At 41.0% G+C, this 20,827-nt stretch carries 14 protein-coding genes and 2 rRNA genes (1 of these 16 cut by a window edge); 2 read left to right on the forward strand and 14 right to left on the reverse strand.

Annotated elements, in window-relative coordinates; translation table 11 throughout:
- The 14 genes from HZ311_RS06425 to pth all read right to left on the reverse strand — a co-directional run.
- Nucleotides 1–150: ribosomal RNA gene (locus tag HZ311_RS06425) — 23S ribosomal RNA — on the reverse strand; it reaches 2,765 nt to the left of the window's first position.
- Nucleotides 151–380: 230 nt separating this feature from the next.
- Nucleotides 381–1,941, reverse strand: a 16S ribosomal RNA gene (locus tag HZ311_RS06430).
- The 16S and 23S rRNA genes sit together here, the layout of an rRNA operon.
- Nucleotides 1,942–2,906: 965 nt before the next feature.
- A complete protein-coding gene (gene lysS / locus HZ311_RS06435) occupies nucleotides 2,907–4,403 on the reverse strand; it encodes a lysine--tRNA ligase (RefSeq protein ID WP_137072947.1) in 1,497 nt (498 codons plus the stop codon).
- A 115-nt stretch (nucleotides 4,404–4,518) separates the two neighbouring features.
- Nucleotides 4,519–5,517: a tRNA dihydrouridine synthase DusB gene (gene dusB, locus HZ311_RS06440; RefSeq protein ID WP_010734125.1), complete on the reverse strand. Its 999-nt coding sequence runs from the start codon at nucleotides 5,515–5,517 to the stop codon at nucleotides 4,519–4,521.
- Complete coding sequence (gene hslO, locus HZ311_RS06445; protein ID WP_137072949.1) at nucleotides 5,518–6,405, reverse strand: Hsp33 family molecular chaperone HslO; 888 nt, start codon at nucleotides 6,403–6,405, stop codon at nucleotides 5,518–5,520.
- Nucleotides 6,406–6,558: 153 nt separating this feature from the next.
- Entirely contained in the window at nucleotides 6,559–8,655 is a 2,097-nt protein-coding gene (gene ftsH / locus HZ311_RS06450) for an ATP-dependent zinc metalloprotease FtsH (RefSeq protein WP_010734123.1), read from the reverse strand.
- Between the two features lie 90 nt (nucleotides 8,656–8,745).
- A complete protein-coding gene (gene hpt, locus HZ311_RS06455) occupies nucleotides 8,746–9,291 on the reverse strand; it encodes a hypoxanthine phosphoribosyltransferase (protein WP_010734122.1) in 546 nt (181 codons plus the stop codon).
- Nucleotides 9,291–10,721: a tRNA lysidine(34) synthetase TilS gene (tilS, locus tag HZ311_RS06460; protein ID WP_023520495.1), complete on the reverse strand. Its 1,431-nt coding sequence runs from the start codon at nucleotides 10,719–10,721 to the stop codon at nucleotides 9,291–9,293. Before tilS ends, hpt begins: the two co-directional genes overlap by 1 nt.
- Before the next feature lie 78 nt (nucleotides 10,722–10,799).
- Nucleotides 10,800–11,270: a S1 domain-containing RNA-binding protein gene (locus tag HZ311_RS06465; RefSeq protein WP_010734120.1), complete on the reverse strand. Its 471-nt coding sequence runs from the start codon at nucleotides 11,268–11,270 to the stop codon at nucleotides 10,800–10,802.
- 46 nt (nucleotides 11,271–11,316) lie between these two features.
- Entirely contained in the window at nucleotides 11,317–11,742 is a 426-nt protein-coding gene (locus HZ311_RS06470; protein ID WP_010734119.1) for an FtsB family cell division protein, read from the reverse strand.
- A 63-nt stretch (nucleotides 11,743–11,805) separates the two neighbouring features.
- Nucleotides 11,806–12,081, reverse strand: coding sequence for an RNA-binding S4 domain-containing protein (locus HZ311_RS06475; RefSeq protein WP_178946542.1), 276 nt, complete (start codon nucleotides 12,079–12,081; stop codon nucleotides 11,806–11,808).
- A gap of 9 nt (nucleotides 12,082–12,090) precedes the next feature.
- A complete protein-coding gene (locus HZ311_RS06480; protein WP_023520496.1) occupies nucleotides 12,091–13,689 on the reverse strand; it encodes a putative polysaccharide biosynthesis protein in 1,599 nt (532 codons plus the stop codon).
- A 15-nt stretch (nucleotides 13,690–13,704) separates the two neighbouring features.
- A complete protein-coding gene (mfd, locus tag HZ311_RS06485; protein WP_023520497.1) occupies nucleotides 13,705–17,226 on the reverse strand; it encodes a transcription-repair coupling factor in 3,522 nt (1,173 codons plus the stop codon).
- Between the two features lie 17 nt (nucleotides 17,227–17,243).
- Nucleotides 17,244–17,804 carry an aminoacyl-tRNA hydrolase gene (gene pth, locus HZ311_RS06490; RefSeq protein WP_010734115.1) on the reverse strand — a complete coding sequence of 187 codons (561 nt, stop codon included), beginning with the start codon at nucleotides 17,802–17,804 and terminating at the stop codon, nucleotides 17,244–17,246.
- A gap of 346 nt (nucleotides 17,805–18,150) precedes the next feature.
- Between pth and HZ311_RS06495 the strand changes: the two genes are divergently transcribed.
- Together HZ311_RS06495 and HZ311_RS06500 are read left to right on the forward strand one after the other, a co-directional pair.
- Nucleotides 18,151–19,125 (forward strand): L-lactate dehydrogenase, encoded by a 975-nt coding sequence (locus HZ311_RS06495; protein WP_019722338.1) that lies wholly within the window; start codon nucleotides 18,151–18,153, stop codon nucleotides 19,123–19,125.
- Nucleotides 19,126–19,422: 297 nt separating this feature from the next.
- On the forward strand, nucleotides 19,423–20,823 hold the full coding sequence (locus HZ311_RS06500; protein WP_178946543.1) for a L,D-transpeptidase family protein: 1,401 nt from the start codon (nucleotides 19,423–19,425) through the stop codon (nucleotides 20,821–20,823).
- The last annotated feature ends 4 nt before the right edge of the window (nucleotides 20,824–20,827 follow it).

Consider the following 20,827-nt stretch of genomic DNA (forward strand, 5'->3'; position numbering starts at 1 on the left):
TAACATCCTATAAAAGATGCTGGGTTCCCCCATTCGGAAATCTCTGGATCATAGCTTACGTACAGCTCCCCAAAGCATATCGGTGTTAGTCCCGTCCTTCATCGGCTCCTAGTGCCAAGGCATCCACCGTGCGCCCTTATTCACTTAACCTTATCAACCTTACGGTTGGGTTTTGATCTTTCTTCTAGCGATAGAAGTCCAATCAAGAAAAATAAGCAATTGAACTTATTAAAAAACTCATTCAACGCGGTGTTCTCGGTTTGTATTACTTACATTTTTACTTCAATATCCAGTTTTCAATGAACAAAATTTTGAGAGTAGACCTCTCAAAACTGAACAAAGTATCGACAAACGTGTGTAGTCTCCGTGATATTCCTTAGAAAGGAGGTGATCCAGCCGCACCTTCCGATACGGCTACCTTGTTACGACTTCACCCCAATCATCTATCCCACCTTAGGCGGCTGGCTCCAAAAAGGTTACCTCACCGACTTCGGGTGTTACAAACTCTCGTGGTGTGACGGGCGGTGTGTACAAGGCCCGGGAACGTATTCACCGCGGCGTGCTGATCCGCGATTACTAGCGATTCCGGCTTCATGTAGGCGAGTTGCAGCCTACAATCCGAACTGAGAGAAGCTTTAAGAGATTAGCTTAGCCTCGCGACTTCGCGACTCGTTGTACTTCCCATTGTAGCACGTGTGTAGCCCAGGTCATAAGGGGCATGATGATTTGACGTCATCCCCACCTTCCTCCGGTTTGTCACCGGCAGTCTTGCTAGAGTGCCCAACTAAATGATGGCAACTAACAATAAGGGTTGCGCTCGTTGCGGGACTTAACCCAACATCTCACGACACGAGCTGACGACAACCATGCACCACCTGTCACTTTGCCCCCGAAGGGGAAGCTCTATCTCTAGAGTGGTCAAAGGATGTCAAGACCTGGTAAGGTTCTTCGCGTTGCTTCGAATTAAACCACATGCTCCACCGCTTGTGCGGGCCCCCGTCAATTCCTTTGAGTTTCAACCTTGCGGTCGTACTCCCCAGGCGGAGTGCTTAATGCGTTAGCTGCAGCACTGAAGGGCGGAAACCCTCCAACACTTAGCACTCATCGTTTACGGCGTGGACTACCAGGGTATCTAATCCTGTTTGCTCCCCACGCTTTCGAGCCTCAGCGTCAGTTACAGACCAGAGAGCCGCCTTCGCCACTGGTGTTCCTCCATATATCTACGCATTTCACCGCTACACATGGAATTCCACTCTCCTCTTCTGCACTCAAGTCTCCCAGTTTCCAATGACCCTCCCCGGTTGAGCCGGGGGCTTTCACATCAGACTTAAGAAACCGCCTGCGCTCGCTTTACGCCCAATAAATCCGGACAACGCTTGCCACCTACGTATTACCGCGGCTGCTGGCACGTAGTTAGCCGTGGCTTTCTGGTTAGATACCGTCAAGGGGTGAACAGTTACTCTCACCCTTGTTCTTCTCTAACAACAGAGTTTTACGATCCGAAAACCTTCTTCACTCACGCGGCGTTGCTCGGTCAGACTTCCGTCCATTGCCGAAGATTCCCTACTGCTGCCTCCCGTAGGAGTTTGGGCCGTGTCTCAGTCCCAATGTGGCCGATCACCCTCTCAGGTCGGCTATGCATCGTGGCCTTGGTGAGCCGTTACCTCACCAACTAGCTAATGCACCGCGGGTCCATCCATCAGCGGCACCGTAAAGCGCCTTTCAAAACGAAACCATGCGGTTTCGATTGTTATACGGTATTAGCACCTGTTTCCAAGTGTTATCCCCTTCTGATGGGCAGGTTACCCACGTGTTACTCACCCGTTCGCCACTCCTCTTTTCCCGGTGGAGCAAGCTCCGGTGGGAAAAGAAGCGTTCGACTTGCATGTATTAGGCACGCCGCCAGCGTTCGTCCTGAGCCAGGATCAAACTCTCATAATATGCTAGTTCCTCACAGCGAAAGCTGATGTGGAACTGTAGTTCGAAATTTACTTTCGAACATCATATAGTTCATTTGTTAAGCTCAATTGTTTGCTAGCATATTGCTTGCTTGTTAAAAATGTTTGTTGTCTTGAATTGAATCAAGACGCCCTACACATTTGGTTTGTCTTACTTTGTTCAGTTTTCAAAGGTCTACGTGATAATTGAAACACAACTGTCTCAGCTTATCATTTGTGATTGCCGTAGCAACTTTTATATCTTAGCAAACTCTCGGATGATTGTCAACTATTTTTTAAAAGTTTTTTTGAACTCGTTTTTCACGAGGTCGTTTTAGCAACTCACTTATCATAACTCATCGTTTGTTATTTGTCAACAGTTAATTTTGTTTTTTTCTTTGCGAAATCAACGTTTATCTATTGTCGTTCACAAGCGACTTGGTTATCTTATCATGTGTTGTCCCACACGTCAAGAACTTTTTTATGATCATTCAGAAGTTATGAAACTTAACTTTTGAACAAATAATAATATACCAACTAAAATCTTATTGGTCAACGAATTTTTTTGTGTTTTTTCAAGTTTTTTAGTTATACGATTAATATGATAAAAAGCGATATAAACATTCGTTTTTTACATGGTATAAAGAGATTGAAAACCTTTATCTATATAAATCATTCGCCATTGCAACTGTGCTGAAACTTCTATAAAGCAGACCCATTTCTAATGGTTCCGTTTTCTTTTTTTATAGCTATCTTATCCCTTGCCATAACTTTCTCTGAATTGGTTCATTGATACGCATTTACTTAAAAATTAGTTTCAATAAAGTCTTAAATATAGAACCAGATTTCAAGCAAAGTTATCTCATTTTTTCTCTAAAAAATAAACCGACAGCAGCTAGAAATAAAAATCATTTCTGGCTATTGTCGGTTTGGTTCCCTGAACAGGTTGTTTCTATTTATGTCTCAGATTTAACGCATGGTTGGGAACAGTAATACGTCACGGATCGATTGAGCATCGGTCAATAGCATGACTAGACGGTCGATTCCGATACCTAGTCCGCCAGTTGGTGGCATACCATATTCTAGCGCTTCTAAGAAGTCTTCGTCTAAACCATGTGCTTCATCGTTTCCAAGCTCGCGTTCTTTTTCTTGCGCTTCAAAACGTTCTCTTTGATCGATTGGATCATTCAGCTCAGTAAAGGCATTAGCAAATTCTTTACCTGTGATGAACAATTCGAAACGGTCAGTAAAACGTGGGTCTTCAGGATTTTTCTTCGCCAATGGAGAAACTTCTACTGGATGTCCATAGACAAAAGTAGGTTGCACTAAGGTTTCTTCCACAAACGCTTCAAAGAATTCATTGATGACGTGACCAACACCCATTGCTTCTGTCACTTCAACTTGGTGTTCTTTTGCAATCGCTAGTGCTTCTTCTAAGGTCATTTCTTTCCAGAAATCAACACCTGTATGCTCTTTGATTGCATCGACCATATGCACACGTTTGAAATCATTCTCTAAGTCAACTGCTTGACCTGCATAAGTGATTTTAGCTGTTCCTAATACTTTTTCAGCTGCATTACGGATGATACCTTCTGTCAAGTTCATCACATCTTGAAAATCAGTATATGCAGTGTATGCTTCAAGCATCGTGAACTCAGGGTTATGGGTCGTATCGATTCCTTCATTACGGAATACACGGCCGATCTCATAAACTTTTTCCATACCACCAACGATCAGACGTTTCAAATGAAGTTCTAGCGCAATACGTAGATATAGATCCATATCTAACGCATTGTGATGTGTGATAAACGGACGTGCTGCTGCTCCACCGGCTTCATTATGCAAGACTGGTGTTTCAACTTCGATATAGCCGTTCCCATCTAAATAGCGACGGATCTCACTAATGATTTGACTGCGTTTCATGAAGCGGTCAAAACTATCTCTATTACTTACTAAATCAAGGTAACGCTGTCTGTATCGTTGCTCGATGTTCGTTAATCCATGATATTTATCTGGTAATGGACGAAGTGCTTTTGATAAGATGACGATTTCAGAGGCTTTGATCGATACCTCACCTGTATCAGTTTTCATGATTTCTCCAGTTACGCCAAAGAAATCTCCTAAGTCAGCATGTTTGAATACTTCATAAGCTTCTTCACCTACTCGGTCTTTGCGTACGTAGATTTGGATTTGGCCTTCTCTGTCTTGCAGATGGGCAAATCCAGCTTTACCTTTTCCACGGCGTGTCATCATACGGCCAGCAACACTCGCTGTCAATGCCATCTCCGCCAATTCTTCTTTTGTACGTGGATCAAATAATTCGTGCAATTCTTGGGAATTATGTGTACGCTCAAATCGCTTACCAAATGGATCGATCCCATTTTCTCTCAATTGCTCCATTTTTTCACGACGAACAATCATTTGATCGTTTAAATCTTCTAATTGATTTTGTTGTTCCTCAGTCACAAAAGTTCCTCCATTCTCATCTTATTCTCTTCCTTATAATGCCAATGAAACGCAAAAAAAGCAAGCCGAACTTAGTGTTTCGGCTTGAATTTCGCAAAAAACTTAGAATAACTTCCTAAGATTGAAGTGATAATTTTTCACTTTTTTCAACCAATTGGTCAAGCAGTTCATTGATTTCATGCTGTTTCTCAGTCTTATTGATCGCTAATTTGATCTTGGCTGCACGTGAGATACCTTTTAGATAGTAGGAAGCGTGAGTCCGAAACTCACGACAGGCGATGGTTTCTCCTTTTAAATCAACTAAACGTTCTAGATGTAATTTTGCAGTAGCGATTTTTTCGCGTGCGGTTGGTTCCGGAATCAGCTCTCCAGTTTCTAAATAATGTTGTGTCCGATGGATCATCCAAGGATTCCCTAAAGCAGCGCGGCCGATCATGACGCCATCGGCACCCACGTATTCCAACATGCGTTTTGCATCTTCTGGCGTTTTGACGTCCCCGTTCCCCATAAAAGGGATCGTTAGATGTTTTTTGACTTCCTTTAACACTTCCCAATTGGCTTTTCCTTCATACATTTGCACACGTGTTCGTCCGTGCATGGCTACTGCACCGGCTCCAGCTGCTTGAGCGGCTAATGCGTTTTCGACAGCAAAAACATGTTCTTCGTCCCAACCAATACGCATTTTCACAGTAACTGGCACATCAACTGCCGATGCAACTGCATGAACCATTTCATAGACTTTATCAGGATCTAATAACCATTTTGCACCTGCTTCAGCTTTGATGATTTTATTGACTGGGCATCCCATATTGATATCAATGATATCTGCTGTAGTATGTTTCTCAACAAACTGTGCTGCTTCTACTAGTGTGTCTTTGTTCCCACCAAATATTTGCAAACTTAATGGATGCTCTGTTTCGTCGATATGCAGCATTTCCAATGTTTTTTTGTTGCGGAAATGAATACCTTGGTCACTGATCATCTCGCAAACGACCATTCCTGCACCAAATTCTTTGACGGTTACACGAAATGCGGCGTTCGTGATCCCTGCCATTGGTGCTACAACAACGCGATTCGGTATTTCAACGTTCCCGATTTTCCATGTGTGATCCACTTATAATCCTCCCAAGGCTTCTGTCTTCAATGCTGCTAGGTCATCTTCTGTGTAGGTATACTTACTATTACAAAATGAGCAAACTGCTTCTGCGCCATGGTCTTCATCGATCATTGCTTGGATTTCTGCTGCGCCTAAAGCAATGATTGCTTCGCCAAACTTTTCTTTCGAACAATCACATTTAAACTGCACAGGCATTTTTTCTAGTACTTGCAATTCGTCTGTTCCTAACAATCCATGCAAGATTTCTTCAGGTGTCAACCCTTCATCTAAGAGTGTAGAAATACGTGGTGTTGTTTTCAGTTGCTCTTCGATTTTCACAATCGTTTCTTCGTCTGCTCCTGGCATGATCTGGATCATAAAACCACCCGCTGTTTTGATGGTATCATCCGTATTGACTAAGACGCTTAGCCCTACAGCTGAAGGGATTTGTTCTGAAATCGCTAAATAGTACGTGAAATCTTCAGCTAGTTCACCAGATACAATCGGTGTTTGTCCTGAAAAAGGTTCTTTTAACCCTAGATCTTTTGTCACACTGAACATCCCTTGTGTCCCTACTGCTCCACGTACATCGATTTTTCCTTCTGCGTTCAGCGATAAACTCAGGTGTGGATTTTTGATGTACCCTTTGACATCACCTTTACCATTCGCATCAACAACGATCCCACCTGCAGGGCCATCGCCTTGGATGCGTACTGTTAATTTGTCTTCTCCTTTAACTGTCGCACCTAGCAGCAGACTGCCAACTAATGCACGGCCTAATGCTGCTGATGATGTATGCCAAGTATCATGGCGTTGCTGCGCTTCTGCGACAGTATTGGTTGCACGAACAGCATATGCTCGAACAAACCCATCATTGGCTAATGCCTTTACTAAATAATCTTCCATTTGTATGTAACCTCATTTCCCGATTTTAAAACTCATAGTGAATCATACTAGTAACTTCCAAATTTTTCAACTTTTGAATTTGTAAATTCTACGTTTCTATTTTAATTGTCAGACACAAAAAAAGAGCTGCGACTTTCGTCACAGCTGCTTTCTTTATCTATTTTGATCATCTGAATGATTTTGTTCATCCGTTGAAGTCGATTGATTCTCATCATTCAACTCTTTTTTCGCTTCATCAAACTCATGTTTTTCTTCTGCTTGTTTTTCCGCATCTTTTTCTTCTAGTGCACGTTTTGCTTCTTCAAACGTTTGCGCTTCTTTTTCACTAGGGAAGTCTGCCGATTCTGCTCCTTCAGGCATTACACCTTTTTCAAAGAGAGATTTGATTGCTTTGGCATCCAATGTTTCAAATTCAAGCAGTTTTTCTGCGATCAGTTTGTGTTGCGCACGGTGTGCTTCGATGATTTCATGTGCTTTTTGATGTGCTTCCATCAAGATCTTGCGTACTTCTTGGTCGATTTCAAAAGCAACTTGTTCTGAGTATGCTTTCGTTTGACCATAGTCACGGCCTACGAATACTTGGTGGTTTCCTTCATATTGGACAGGACCTAAGCGATCACTCATCCCATACTCTGTAACCATACTTCTTGCTAGTGCTGTTGCTTGTTCAAAGTCATTTGATGCACCAGTAGATTGAACGTTGAAGATGATTTCTTCTGCGGTACGTCCACCTAGTAATCCAACGATTTGTTCAAACATATCTTCTTTTGTCATTAAGAATTGATCTTCTTTTGGTAAAGCGATCATATATCCACCAGCACGTCCACGCGGGATGATTGTTACTTTATGAACGACACGGGCACGACTCAAGACAAGCCCAACGATCGTATGACCTGCTTCATGGTAAGCGACCATTTCGCGTTCGCGTTTGCTGATGACACGGTCTTTCTTGGCTGGTCCAGCAATCACGCGGTCTTCTGCTTCATCGATATCAGAAGCATCGATTTTTTTCTTGTTTCGACGAGCAGCTACTAATGCTGCTTCGTTTAAGACGTTTTCTAAATCCGCACCAGCAAAACCTGGTGTTTGTTGTGCTACGACTTTCAAATCAACATCGTCAGCAATTGGTTTGTTTCTTGCGTGAACTCGTAAAATCGCTTCACGGCCTTTGACATCTGGACGACCAACTAAAATTTGACGGTCAAAACGTCCTGGACGAAGCAAGGCTGGATCTAATACGTCTGAACGGTTTGTCGCTGCAATCACGATCACGCCTTCATTTCCATCGAATCCATCCATTTCAACAAGCAATTGGTTCAGTGTTTGTTCACGTTCATCGTGTCCGCCACCCATACCAGCGCCACGTTGACGACCGACAGCATCGATTTCATCAATAAAGATGATTGCTGGAGCATTCTTTTTCGCAGTTTCAAATAAGTCACGAACTCGGCTTGCACCGACCCCAACAAACATTTCAACAAAGTCTGAACCCGAAATAGAGTAGAATGGTACGCCAGCTTCACCAGCAACTGCTTTGGCAAGCAACGTTTTACCAGTTCCTGGAGGTCCTTCTAAGAGAACTCCGGCTGGAATACGTGCGCCTAATTCAATGAAGCGTCTTGGATCTTTTAGGAACTCAACGACTTCGACAAGTTCTTGTTTTTCTTCTTCCGCACCCGCTACATCAGAGAAACGAACGCGATTTGCTTTTTTGTCGGCTTCTTTTGCTTTGGATTTCCCAAAGTTCATCACACGGCCTCCGCCGCCTCCGCCGCCACCTTGTTGTCCCATCATCATATAGAAGAAGAAGACGATGATCACGATTGGCAAGAAGCTTAATAGGAGTGATACCCATACGCCGCTACTTGATTCTTCTCTGATCGTAGTTGCTACGTTGTTGTCTTTTGCCAACTCTGTGACTTGGCTCAATGTTGTATCGTTTGGCAAAATAATCGTAGTGAAGTGCGTAGTTGATGTCTCAGTAGTACCTAGAATCGATAGACCACCACTATTTGCAACTGTCTGTTGTTCTTTGTATTCACCTGAGATCTTATACACACCATTAGCAGGTTGCACCTCAAAGTTTTTGATTTTGCCTTCTTGTAATTGTTCAGTGAATTTTGAGTACTCGATATCTGACGACCGTTGGCCATTGTTACCAAAAATAAAGTAGACGACCATTACCATCGCTAAGATTACGAGGACATAATACAAGGCATTTTTCATCATGCCATTGTTTTTTTTGTTCATAGTTGTCCTCCCTATGCGTTATTTTTACTTGATAAATCTTTTATCAATCCTGACCATACTATTGTAACATAATTTATGAGAGATAGATGATTAATTTGATTGATAAACGCTCGGTTTTAGTACACCGATGTATGGAAGATTTCGATAGGCTTCTGCATAATCTAATCCATAACCTACCACAAACTCGTTTGGCACATTGAAACCAATGTAATCCGCTTCGATATCTACGACTCTGCCTTCGGGCTTATCAAGGAGTGTCACGATTTTGACTGAGTTTGCTTTACGGTATTTGAATAGATCGACTAAATAAGCAAGTGTTCTTCCGCTATCAATAATGTCTTCGACAATCAATAAATCACGGCCTTCCACATTCGTATCCAAGTCTTTTACGATTTTTACTTCACCTGATGAAACAGTTGCGTTACCGTAACTTGAAACATCCATAAAATCCAATTCTAGGTAAGCATCGATCGAACGGATAATGTCTGCCATGAATGGGACAGCACCTTTCAATACACCAACAACCAACGGATTTTTATCTTGATAATTTTCAGTTAACTCTTTTCCTAGTTCTTTACAACGAACTTGTATCTCTTCTTGCGTGATCAATACTCTCTCGATATCTTTTTCTAACATCAGGTTCTCCTTCCAATTGCTTCTTTTTGATATTTGTAAAGAAGTATGTAGTGTATTTTATCAGTTTCTACACCAATACTCAAATAAGAATGGACAAAAGGGACTAGACTCCATAGATTTCTCCCTTCATCTATAATAACCCATGAATTTTTTCGTTGTGCAACAGATATTTTTTTATCGATAAAATATCTTGACACTCTTTTGTTCAACGTCTCCGTCAATTGGATACGATCTCCCGGTTTTTGCCGATCGACCCAAAGCGATTGTTCGGCGGATAACCATAGATCATGAGTGAAGATTTCACCTGTTTCATCCAATTTCCAATCTGGAAGTTGGTCGGGTGTGTAGATCCCTAACCATTCCGACTCTCCTAACTGAATGGATTGATTCGGTATGATTTTTAACGGAGTATTTTGGTGGTTGGTTGATCGTTCCTTTTTTCTTTCATAAAGATAAAGTACTTCATAGGAACGTTCGATCACCCAGCGTTTGCCCAGATCAATCTGCCATTGTCCTGCGGCTTGTTCACATTGTTGTAACAACGTGTCAATCTGTTTTTCTTTGATCGTCACTTTCGTAATTGGAAAAACGTAATCAAAGAACGTGTAAAAGAAGAAGTAACGTTCAAAAGATTCCAAACTTTCGATCACCTTCCACGGAATAGATAAGCGCTCTTCTCTATACGTAAGATGTTCCGTGATCATCTGATGAGTATTTTTTCGGATAAATTGTTCTGCCCATTGGATTTGTTGCGAGAATTTTTGGAAATGAGCCATCGCTTGGATATTTTCTTTTTTCAATTGTGGTACGACTAAATGACGCAGTCGATTACGTTGGACAGTTAGTTCCTGATTGGTATGGTCCTCAAAAAAAGGTAAATCTTCTGCTTCCGCATACGCATACAATTGTTCTTTACTAAATGACAACAACGGTCGAATAAGTCGCCCACCAGCAAAAGGTTGCGTTTCCTTGATTCCCGCATACGTACCTAGCTGCCCACCACGAATGATTTTCATCAAAATCGTTTCCATTTGATCATCCCCATGATGCGCTGTCATCAATGTATCATAATGATAATCTCGTACGATCTCATCAAATTTCTCATACCGAAAAGCTCGAGCAGCCGTTTCAATTCCTTGTTCCGCGGGATTCTCCCATACTTTTAAGTGGAAAGTAAGATTGTTTTTATCGCAAAAGTCAGCAAGATAGGCTGCTTCATCCGCAGAAACGCTCCGTAAGCGATGATCGATATGGACAACCCCTAGCTGAAAGCCAATTTGTTTTTGGGCGGTCATTAAGCAATCGAGTAAAACCATCGAGTCTACCCCACCGGAAACAGCAACTAGTATTTTCGCATGTTCAGACAGATAGCCACGGCGTAAGCCTCTTTTTATAAATGCTTGTTTAAACTGACTTGCTCTTCTATCCATTGGTGTCACATCCTTTTACAAAATAAAAAGAGCGGACAAAAGTCTGTGACAATTGCCTGCCCTTCAATTTCGCTTAGCTTAGCTACGGCGACCGCCACGGCCTCCGCGTTTTCCTTCTGTGTTGCGTTTTAAGGAAGTCAATCGATCATCGCTATCTTTTAAAAATGAGCTCATCAATGAATCGAAGTCTTCTTTTGTATTGGAAGGTTGGCTGCGAGAAAAAGATTTTTTCTGCGGTGCGCGTCCTCGATTATCTCGAGTTTCTTTTTGTGGATATCTCTTTTGACGATTTTCATCATTAGTTTCTACTGGTTGCTCTTGTGCTTTGCGGATAGATAAACCGATTTTCCCATCATCATTGACTGTAATGACTTTGACTGTTACCTCATCACCAACGCTCAATACATCATGAATATCCTTGATATAACCGTTTGATACTTCACTGATATGAACTAACCCTGTTTTGCCAGCTCCTAAATCAATAAATGCGCCAAAATTTGTGATTCCTGAAACTTTTCCTTGCAGTTTTGCTCCTACCTCGATTGACATAAAAAAAATGTTCCTCCTAATTATTTCCCTTTTTTTATATTACTGCTTATTGGGCAGTTGTTGAACTCGTTGTTTGTTCATCGGTGTCTGCTGAATTATCTGTCGTAGATTCAAGTATCGGGTAGACTTGCTCCCCTTCTTTTGAATAGAAAAATTTGCTTCTAGCAAGTTTTGCTACGTAATCTTCATCTTTAAGCAATTTCACGTCTTCTGTGAGTTGGTCTACATCTTTATTGATTTGTTGTAACTCTGTATCTGCTTCGACTTTTAATTCATTTAAATGATTCATTCGTTGCATATCATTAAAAATTTGGAAACCTATTACAGCGAAAATGACCAAAGCACCTAAAAAGATGGCTGCTAACCTGCGTCTACGAAAAATCAATTGGCGTTGTTGTTGTTGAAATTCGACATATTTTTTCTTTGCATACTCTGTGTCTAGTGCAGCGATTTTATTGCTTTTGTTTGCCACCTGTATTCGCTCCAATCTTTTTTGATTGTCATTCTTTATTATACCAACATCCTGAATGCTTGTCTAATCTATTTCGCTTGTGTTTTGTACTCGTGTTTCTGACAAGACTTCATACATTTTTTGTGCATCTTCTTTTTTTGTTGACTCATGCAACTCTGCTACCTTGATTTCCATCGTCTTGTTGCCAAATTGGATGTCCAATTGGTCTCCAACCTTGACATCACTGGAAGATTTCGTTAGTTTGCCATTGATTTTGATTCGTCCTTTATCCGCCACTTCCTTAGCGACAGATCGGCGCTTGATGATTCGCGAGATTTTTAAAAATTTATCTAGTCGCATCTCATGTCCTCACTTTTCTTTTTTTATTTTTTTCAAACGTAAGATTTTCTTACCAAATGGCAGTAACAGCCATTCACGGATCGTAAATAATTTTGTCCAGATCACTGCATATACAAATGTGACTACGCCTATAATGACACCGCCTAGGCTGGCAAAAAGAGCAGTCGAGCGATGGCTCACTGGACCAAACAATAAGTTTAAGAAGCCATAATACACAAACAACGCTAAGACCATCCAACCTAAACATTGGATCAATTTCTTACCAAATTTTCGTTCGTGCCAAAAACTATTGATTGCTGGAGTTTCAGTACGGACAAAATACCATAAAGTCACTGATAGTCCAAGTAATGTCGATAAACTAGCACCGACTGTTCCTAAATAACTCGTGAGAAGCGGTGTAGCTAAAGCTTTAGCAAGCAAGCCCCAACCAGCACCCTTTAGTGAGGGGCGGAAAGAGTTTTTACTTTGAGCAATGCTTTGGTACGCTTGAATAATTGCAGTTAGTCCAATGGAAAAAACAAATAGAACTAGTGTCATATTCCCAGCATAATCTTTAAACAATGCGTAATTGATATAAGGCAACAATACAGCTAATCCTACTGAAGCTGCCAATGCTAATGCAGTCGTCAGACGCAAGTAAATTTTTGCTGTGGAATAAAATTGTCCTTTGACTGCACTCGTTAGGTAGCGTGTCAATGCGGGTAAGAACGTAGCACTTAAAGCTGTAGCAATAACTAATCCTAATTGAACTAACGGTTGCCCACGATCATATACTCCTTTAGCTATTTTAGATGCTTGCTCAGATAAACCATAGATTTGTAACGCATTCTTAACAAAAAAAGAATCAATCAATTGGAAGAAGATCAATAGACCACTATAAATGGAGACTAATCCCCCTTCAATCAAGAAACGGCGTACGAGTGATTTCGCTGGCCTTCTTAAAATCGGAAAGTGGCGGAAGCTCAATGCACCACCATGGATTTTTTGTTCATAATAGTACAGTACACCATATGCACATACGCCACCAAATACTGCGCCACTCATTGCCGCTGTGCCTGTTTGATAGACTGTCCAGCCTAATCGCTTAAAGGCAATTGCGCTAAAAACAATGATTGCTACACGAACAATTTGTTCCACGACTTGCGAAACCGCTGTGGGCTCCATTAAAAATCGACCTTGAAAATTCCCACGATAATAAGATAGTCCTGGCATCAACAAAAACGTGAAGGAGACGATCCGAATCAACGGCATCAGTTGTTGATCCCCCATCATAAGAGCGATCCAGTGACTAAATGAAAATACGAAGAGCCAGAGTAAAAAGCCTGACCAAAAAACAAGGGGATAAAGATTTTTCAATGCTTGTCTTTGTTCGAAAGGGTCTTTTTTTTCTGCTACATATTTAGAGATAAACTGGGGTAGCCCCGACAAAGCGAGTGTCATCGCAATACCATAAATAGGATAAACTTGTTGATAAACATAAAAACCTTCATCGCCCACTAAGTTTTGCAATGGAATCCGATAGAGTGCGCTGAGGACTTTTGCTATAAAGGAGGCAAGCGTCAACACAAAGGCACCATGCATCACTTGACGCATTTCTTTATGATCCAAAGGTTCAGCCCCTTCCTATGCAGTCGCATATTTCTGTTCGCGCAATGCTTTGACAAATTGTTGGATTTCTTGCAACCAAACAGCAGTCGTTGTTTGAGGTGGCAAGGTCAAACGAATCATCATTTGTTCTTTTTCCACACCAAGTCCTGCTTTTAATTTTGTGGCAGTCAGCGCTTCAAATAATTGTTCAACCGTGTAGCGTTTTGTTCCCACTTTGCTCAACTTGAACACGATGGTTTGTTGTTGCTTACGAATCATCTCTAGCAATGCACGATCGCCATCCATTTTGATTTGTCCAATCGTCAACAAATGCGCGACTTCTTCAGGATATTCACCAAAACGATCCAGTAGATCTGCTTCTAATTCTTCCAACATCTCTTGTGAATCCAATTCGCGAATCCGTTTATAGATTTCGATTTTTTGGCGTTGATCTGACACATAACTTTCTGGTAGATAGGCATCGACGCCTAGATCGATCTCCACAGAAGTTTTTTCTATTTGCTGATTTTTACCTTGTTTACGAGCGACTGCCTCACTCAACATTTGAGAGTACATATCAAAACCAACAGCATCGATAAATCCATGTTGTTGCGCCCCTAGCAAGTTACCAGCACCACGGATCGATAAATCTCGCATCGCGATTTTAAATCCTGAACCCAATTCCGTAAAGTCTTTGATTGCTTGAAGACGCTTTTCGCTGACTTCATTAAGGATTTTTTGCTGTTCGTACATAAAATAAGCATAAGCGACACGATTGCTTCGTCCGACACGTCCTCGTAATTGGTAAAGCGTAGAGAGCCCCATATAATCGGCATTTTCTACGAAGAGTGTGTTTGCATTTGGAATATCCACACCAGTTTCGATGATCGTTGTCGTCACTAAGACATCATACTGTCCCTCGATAAAGTCGAATAATGTGTTTTCTAGTTGGACTTCCGTCATCTGTCCATGCGCATAGGCGATTCTCGCTTCGGGAACTAATGCTTGGATTTCTTCTACTTTACGTTCAATCGTTTCTACACGATTATATAAGTAGAAAACTTGTCCCCCACGTCCCATCTCTCGCTGAATCGCTTCTCGGATCGCACCTGGATTTTTTTCCATCACATATGTTTGGATCGGATACCGATTCGCCGGTGGTGTTTCAATCACCGATAGATCCCGTACGCCTAGCATCGACATATGCAGCGTTCGCGGAATAGGTGTCGCTGTCAAAGTCAGCACATCCACTTGCGCACGCAATTGTTTCAAACGTTCTTTGTGTTTTACACCGAAACGTTGTTCTTCATCAACGATTAATAGTCCTAAATCACTAAATTCAATATCTTTTGACAATACACGATGAGTACCCACAACAATATCTAGTTGTCCTGTTCGTAATTCTTCGATCGTTTCTTTTTGTTGTTTCTTTGTTCGGAAACGACTCAGCAAACCAACATTCACTGGGAATCCCTCAAATCGTTCCAACATCGTTTCGTAATGTTGTTGCGCCAAGATTGTTGTCGGCACAAGAAATGCCACTTGTTTACTTTCTTTGACTGCTTTAAAAGCGGCACGTAGCGCAACTTCTGTTTTCCCATAGCCGACGTCCCCCACAAGTAAACGATCCATCGGTTTTTCTTTTTCCATATCTCGTTTGATTTCCGCCGCACTTCGGAGTTGGTCATCTGTTTCCGAATATGGAAAAGCATTCTCAAATTCTTTTTGATAAGAGTCATCCGGACCAAATGCGTATCCTTTTTCTGCTTCTCTGACCGCATACAATTGGATCAAGTCATCCGCAATATCTTCGATTTTTGAGGAGATCTTACGTTTCGTTTTCGTCCATTCACTACCACCGAGTTTGTTGATTCGTGGTGTTTTCGATTCCGAAGCTACATATTTTTGGATCAAATTCAACTGCGTGACAGGAATAAATAGCTTATCATCATTTTGATAAATGATCGTCATATAATCTTGGTGGACACCGTCGACCTCTAAGGTTTCCATACCGATATATTTCCCGATCCCATGATTCGCATGGACAACGTAATCTCCAGCTTTTAATTCGTTGTAGCTTTTTAGTCGTTCTGCATTCGTTACCGTTTGACGACGTGTCTGTTTTTTTGTTGTCTTTTGAAAAATCTCTTTTTCCGTGATCGTTACGATTTTTTCTTGCGGCAACTCAAAACCTGTCATCAATGCGCCTTCGACTAATTGGACTTGTCCTTTGATCAGTTGGTCTGCTTCTGTTTCTACCACTAATATGTCTTCGTCACGCAACATTTGTTCCGCCTTACGGATACGTTCTTTCGTTGGAATGAAGATGACGACTGTCTGCTCTTGTTTGCGCCAACGATCCATTTCCGTTTTCAGCAATGGCATTTGTCCAAAGAACTGTTGCATCGTGCGATACTGGAACTGGTAAAGTGCTTGGAACCTGAGATTTCCCATTCCTTTTTGGAATAAAGAGAAAAAAGTGGTCGCAAATTTTTCTTTTTGGATGATCCCATGTACGTCTGCCACAAATTGTTGTTCAGAGAATACGCGTAACTCACTGATTTTTTGTGTATGCCATTCCGCTGCTTCTCTCTCCATTTCGCGATTCGTTTCCATGATTCGTTGGTAATCGTCCACAATCAGCAAGCTATCTTGGGGAAAATAATCCAAAATCGATAAATGTTCAGGATACAAAAGATCCGCATAGAACTTCGCTTGGTCTGTCGGGACATTACGTTGCCACTCCGAGATCAACTGACCGAAATAGTCATGCAAAAATTGTCGTTCAGTAGGTTCTGCGGTCGTTGCTAATTTCTTTTCTAAGAGGTTTTCTATTTTGTTGATACCGTCAAGCAGATTCTCTTGAGAATAAATTTGTTCACTTGTTGGTGGCAACCACACTTCTTCGATCTTTTCAATCGATCGTTGCGTATCAGCTTCGAAGTATCTCATGGAATCAATTTCGACATCAAATAATTCCACACGAACAGGGTATTCAAATGTCAAAGGATAGATATCGACAATACTCCCTCGCATACTAAATTCCCCAGGTTTTGCGACCATCTCTGTCCGCTCATACCCCAACAAGACGAGTTGTTGCGGTAATGAGTCCACGGCGATCTCGTCGCCAATCTGCCAATGTAATTGGGCATTGCTCCATGTTTCTTTATCAGGAAGACGTTTGTGCAATGCTGCCACTGGAAGAAGATAGATTCCTGGCTCATCTTGTTGCAAACGATTCAACGTCGCTACACGTTCAGCCCGAGCTTCAGGAGAAGAAAAAGCCATTTCTGCGGAAAGCACTTCATCTACTGGAAATAAGTGGATACTTTCAGCTGGCAGAACGTGTTGCAGATCCTCTGCCAATTGGTTGACGTAATATAAATTTGGCATCAGGATAATCAGATTTTTATCCAGTTTTTTAAACGCATGTGCAAACAACAACGTCTTAGCAGATCCAGCTAAACCTGTAATCAACTGTCTAGACATCCGTTGTTCAAGATTCATGGACCATTCAGCCACTTGAGCATCTTTGCCAATCAATTGGATCATATCCATCGTTTCATTCTCCTTTCTTAATTAAATTGATTCATTGTATCTATAAAAGAATGGCCATCCAATAGAAATTCAACAGCAGCGACTGATTGATCGATGCTTTGTTCGATCAAGGGTTGCGTCTCTTTACTAAAGGGACTGAGAACATGTTGGACGACTGTTTTTTTACCTTCTGGTCGACCAATACCAACTTTTATTCGATCAAAGATCGTACTATCCAAATGAGAGATAATACTCTTGATCCCATTATGTCCGCCTGCACTTCCTTTTTGTCGTAAACGGATTTTACCGATTGCTAAATCTAGGTCATCATAAACAACCACCAACTCTTCTGGATAAATCCCAAAGTAAGTCATCAATGGACCAACCGCTCGGCCAGATTCATTCATAAATGTTTGGGGTTTGACTAATAAAATTTTCTCACCTTTGTGGAAAAATTCAGCTACTTCTGCTTCAAATGTGTTTTTCTTAAAGGTCGCTTGGTGTTTTTCAGCCAAACGATCCACCACCATAAATCCAACGTTATGCTTTGTATGTTCATATTTCGTTCCTGGGTTTCCAAGCCCTACGATCATTTTCATTTCTGCGCTCATCCAATCTTATAAACAGCACAAAAGGCTGGACTGCTCATAGGCGGTCCAGTCTTTGACTCGATTTTTTTATTATTTTAGCTCCTATTAGTATAACACACAATCCTTTGTTACAGCTAAAAAGAGAAACTTAATAAATGAAAAAATGATTAAAATTATAATTCAAAACTAATGAAATCATTGGTTTTGCTAAATAGTGAAATAACGCACATGTAAGCTTTTACATATGGTACAACCTTGTTATCTGTTATATTTTGTAACCAAATAGCGTGACAGCAGGCTTTTTCCATGTTAGCATAGGCATGGGAAAAACAAATCAATGGAAGGATTGATATAAATGACTGCAAACGCAGAAAAAAAAGATCATCAAAAAGTAATACTTGTTGGAGACGGTGCTGTAGGTTCTAGCTATGCCTTCGCTTTAGTTACACAAAATATCGCTCAAGAAGTTGGTATCATCGATATCAATACAGCAAAAACTGAAGGAGATGCGATCGACTTATCACACGCTCTAGCATTTACTTCACCTAAAAAAATCTACTCAGCATCTTATGCAGATGCACATGATGCAGACTTAGTCGTTATCACAGCTGGTGCACCACAAAAACCAGGTGAAACACGTTTAGATTTAGTAAATAAAAACTTAAAAATCAACCGCGAAGTTGTTACACAAATCGTTGACTCAGGTTTCAATGGTATTTTCTTAGTTGCTGCTAACCCAGTTGATATTTTAACTTACTCTACTTGGAAATTCTCAGGGTTCCCTAAAGAGCGCGTAATCGGTTCAGGAACTTCACTTGACTCTGCTCGTTTCCGTCAAGCACTTGCTGAATTAGTTGACGTTGATGCACGTAACGTCCATGCGTATATTTTAGGTGAACATGGAGATTCTGAGTTCCCAGTTTGGTCACATGCCAATGTTGCTGGTTTACAAATCTATGAATGGGTGAAAAATAATCCAGACGTGGATGAAGAAGCAATGGTCAACTTATTCTTCGGTGTACGTGACGCTGCTTATACGATCATCGAGAAAAAAGGCGCAACATTCTACGGTATCGCTGTAGCTTTAGCACGTATCACTCGCGCGATCTTAGACGATGAAAATGCAGTTCTTCCATTATCTGTTTATATGAATGGTGAATATGGACTAAACGATATCTATATCGGTGCACCTGCTGTCATCAACCGTCAAGGTATCCAAAAAGTCATTGAAATTCCATTAAGCGACAGCGAACAAGATCGTATGGCCGCTTCAGCAAAACAATTAAAAGATATCTTAGATGAAGCTTTTGCTAAATTGGATGCTGAATAATTAATTACTTGAGACGCTATCGTTCTCACTAAAAAAGAATACACGTTGTTCCAGAAGTAATGTCTTCGAAAACAACCTCATCTTCACAGGGAATCCTGAAAATCGACCTTCCATTTTCTAGGATTTCCTGTTTTTTTATACACTTCCGTATATAAAATCCTTGCCTAACTATCGTTATTTTTCTAAGCAGTATGTTAATTTTTATATAAAGAGGGACATCATTTCGTCTTTTACTGTAAATTATGCTATGATAGAGTCGTTACACCCTATAACTATTATTATTAAGGAGTTGCAGATATGACAAGATCTTCTCATCGAAAAAAATCAATGCGTATTGGTTTGCTTTCTGTTCTCGGTGTGATTCTAGTATTAATCGGCTTTTACACCTACCGTAGTACATATTACACGAATCGTTTTCTTCCTAAAACGGAAGTCAATTCGATCAATGTAAGTAACCTGACTATCGACCAAGCAAATGACAAGCTAAAAGAAGCTTATTCCAATAAGATGATTTCAATCAAAGAAAACGGAACGGTTTGGAAAGAGATTGCAAAGTCCGATCTTGGTTATAAAAAGGATTTTTCAACTGATCTAGCTTCCATCTTGAAAAACCAAAATGCTTGGACTTGGGGAATGAACTATGTAGCTGCGGCCGAAAAACAAGAAATCGATCCACTAAGTGCGGAACGGGAACAACTGGATCAAACGATCGAGACATTGTCTACGGAATTGACTGAATTGAATAAAGAACGTACGCCTACTGCCGATGCAACGATTGAAAAGTCTGGTGACTCATTTAAAATCAAGCCTGAAGTGAAAGGGAACACGGTCGATGTCGAAGCCGTTACGAAGGAATTGACAACTGTTGTCAATGATGGAAAAGATACAATTGATCTGACTGAGTTCCAAAAAGAACCAACGGTCACATCTACAGATAAAAAGTTGACTGAGCAGTTAACGACAATGAATAATATCGCTAAAGTAAAAGGAACTTACAGTATCAATGGTGAAACAGTTACGATCCCTTCTTCACTCATCGTTGAATGGCTCACCTATGAAGATGGAAAACCTGCGCTTGATTCAGAAAAAGTTCGTCAATATGTTAGTGAACTTGGCGAAAAATACAATACAAGTACGAATGATACTAAATTCAAAAGTACCAAACGTGGCGAAGTAACTGTTCCTGCTGGCACGTTCAGTTGGACGATCCAAACAGATAGCGAAGTAACAGCATTAACAGAAGCGATTTTAGCAGGACAAGATTTCAAACGTTCACCAATTGTTCAAGGTAGTACAACTGCCGACCACCCATTGATTGAGGATACGTATATCGAAGTCGATTTAGAGAATCAACATATGTGGTTCTACAAAGATGGGAAAGTAGCACTTGAAACAGATATCGTTTCAGGAAAACCTTCTACCCCTACTCCTCCTGGTGTCTTTTATGTCTGGAATAAAGAAGAAAATGCAGTATTAAGAGGAACGAACGATGATGGTACACCATATGAAAGTCCAGTGAACTATTGGATGCCAGTCGATTGGACAGGTATCGGTATCCACGATTCGGATTGGCAACCAGAATATGGCGGCGACTTATGGCGAACTCGCGGTTCTCATGGTTGTGTCAATACGCCACCAGGTGTCATGAAAGAATTATTTGGAATGGTTGAAAAAGGTACGCCTGTTTTGATTTTTTAATCGT

Origin of the sequence: Enterococcus mundtii, from assembly GCF_013394305.1 — a bacterium.
Classification (GTDB): domain Bacteria; phylum Bacillota; class Bacilli; order Lactobacillales; family Enterococcaceae; genus Enterococcus_B; species Enterococcus_B pernyi.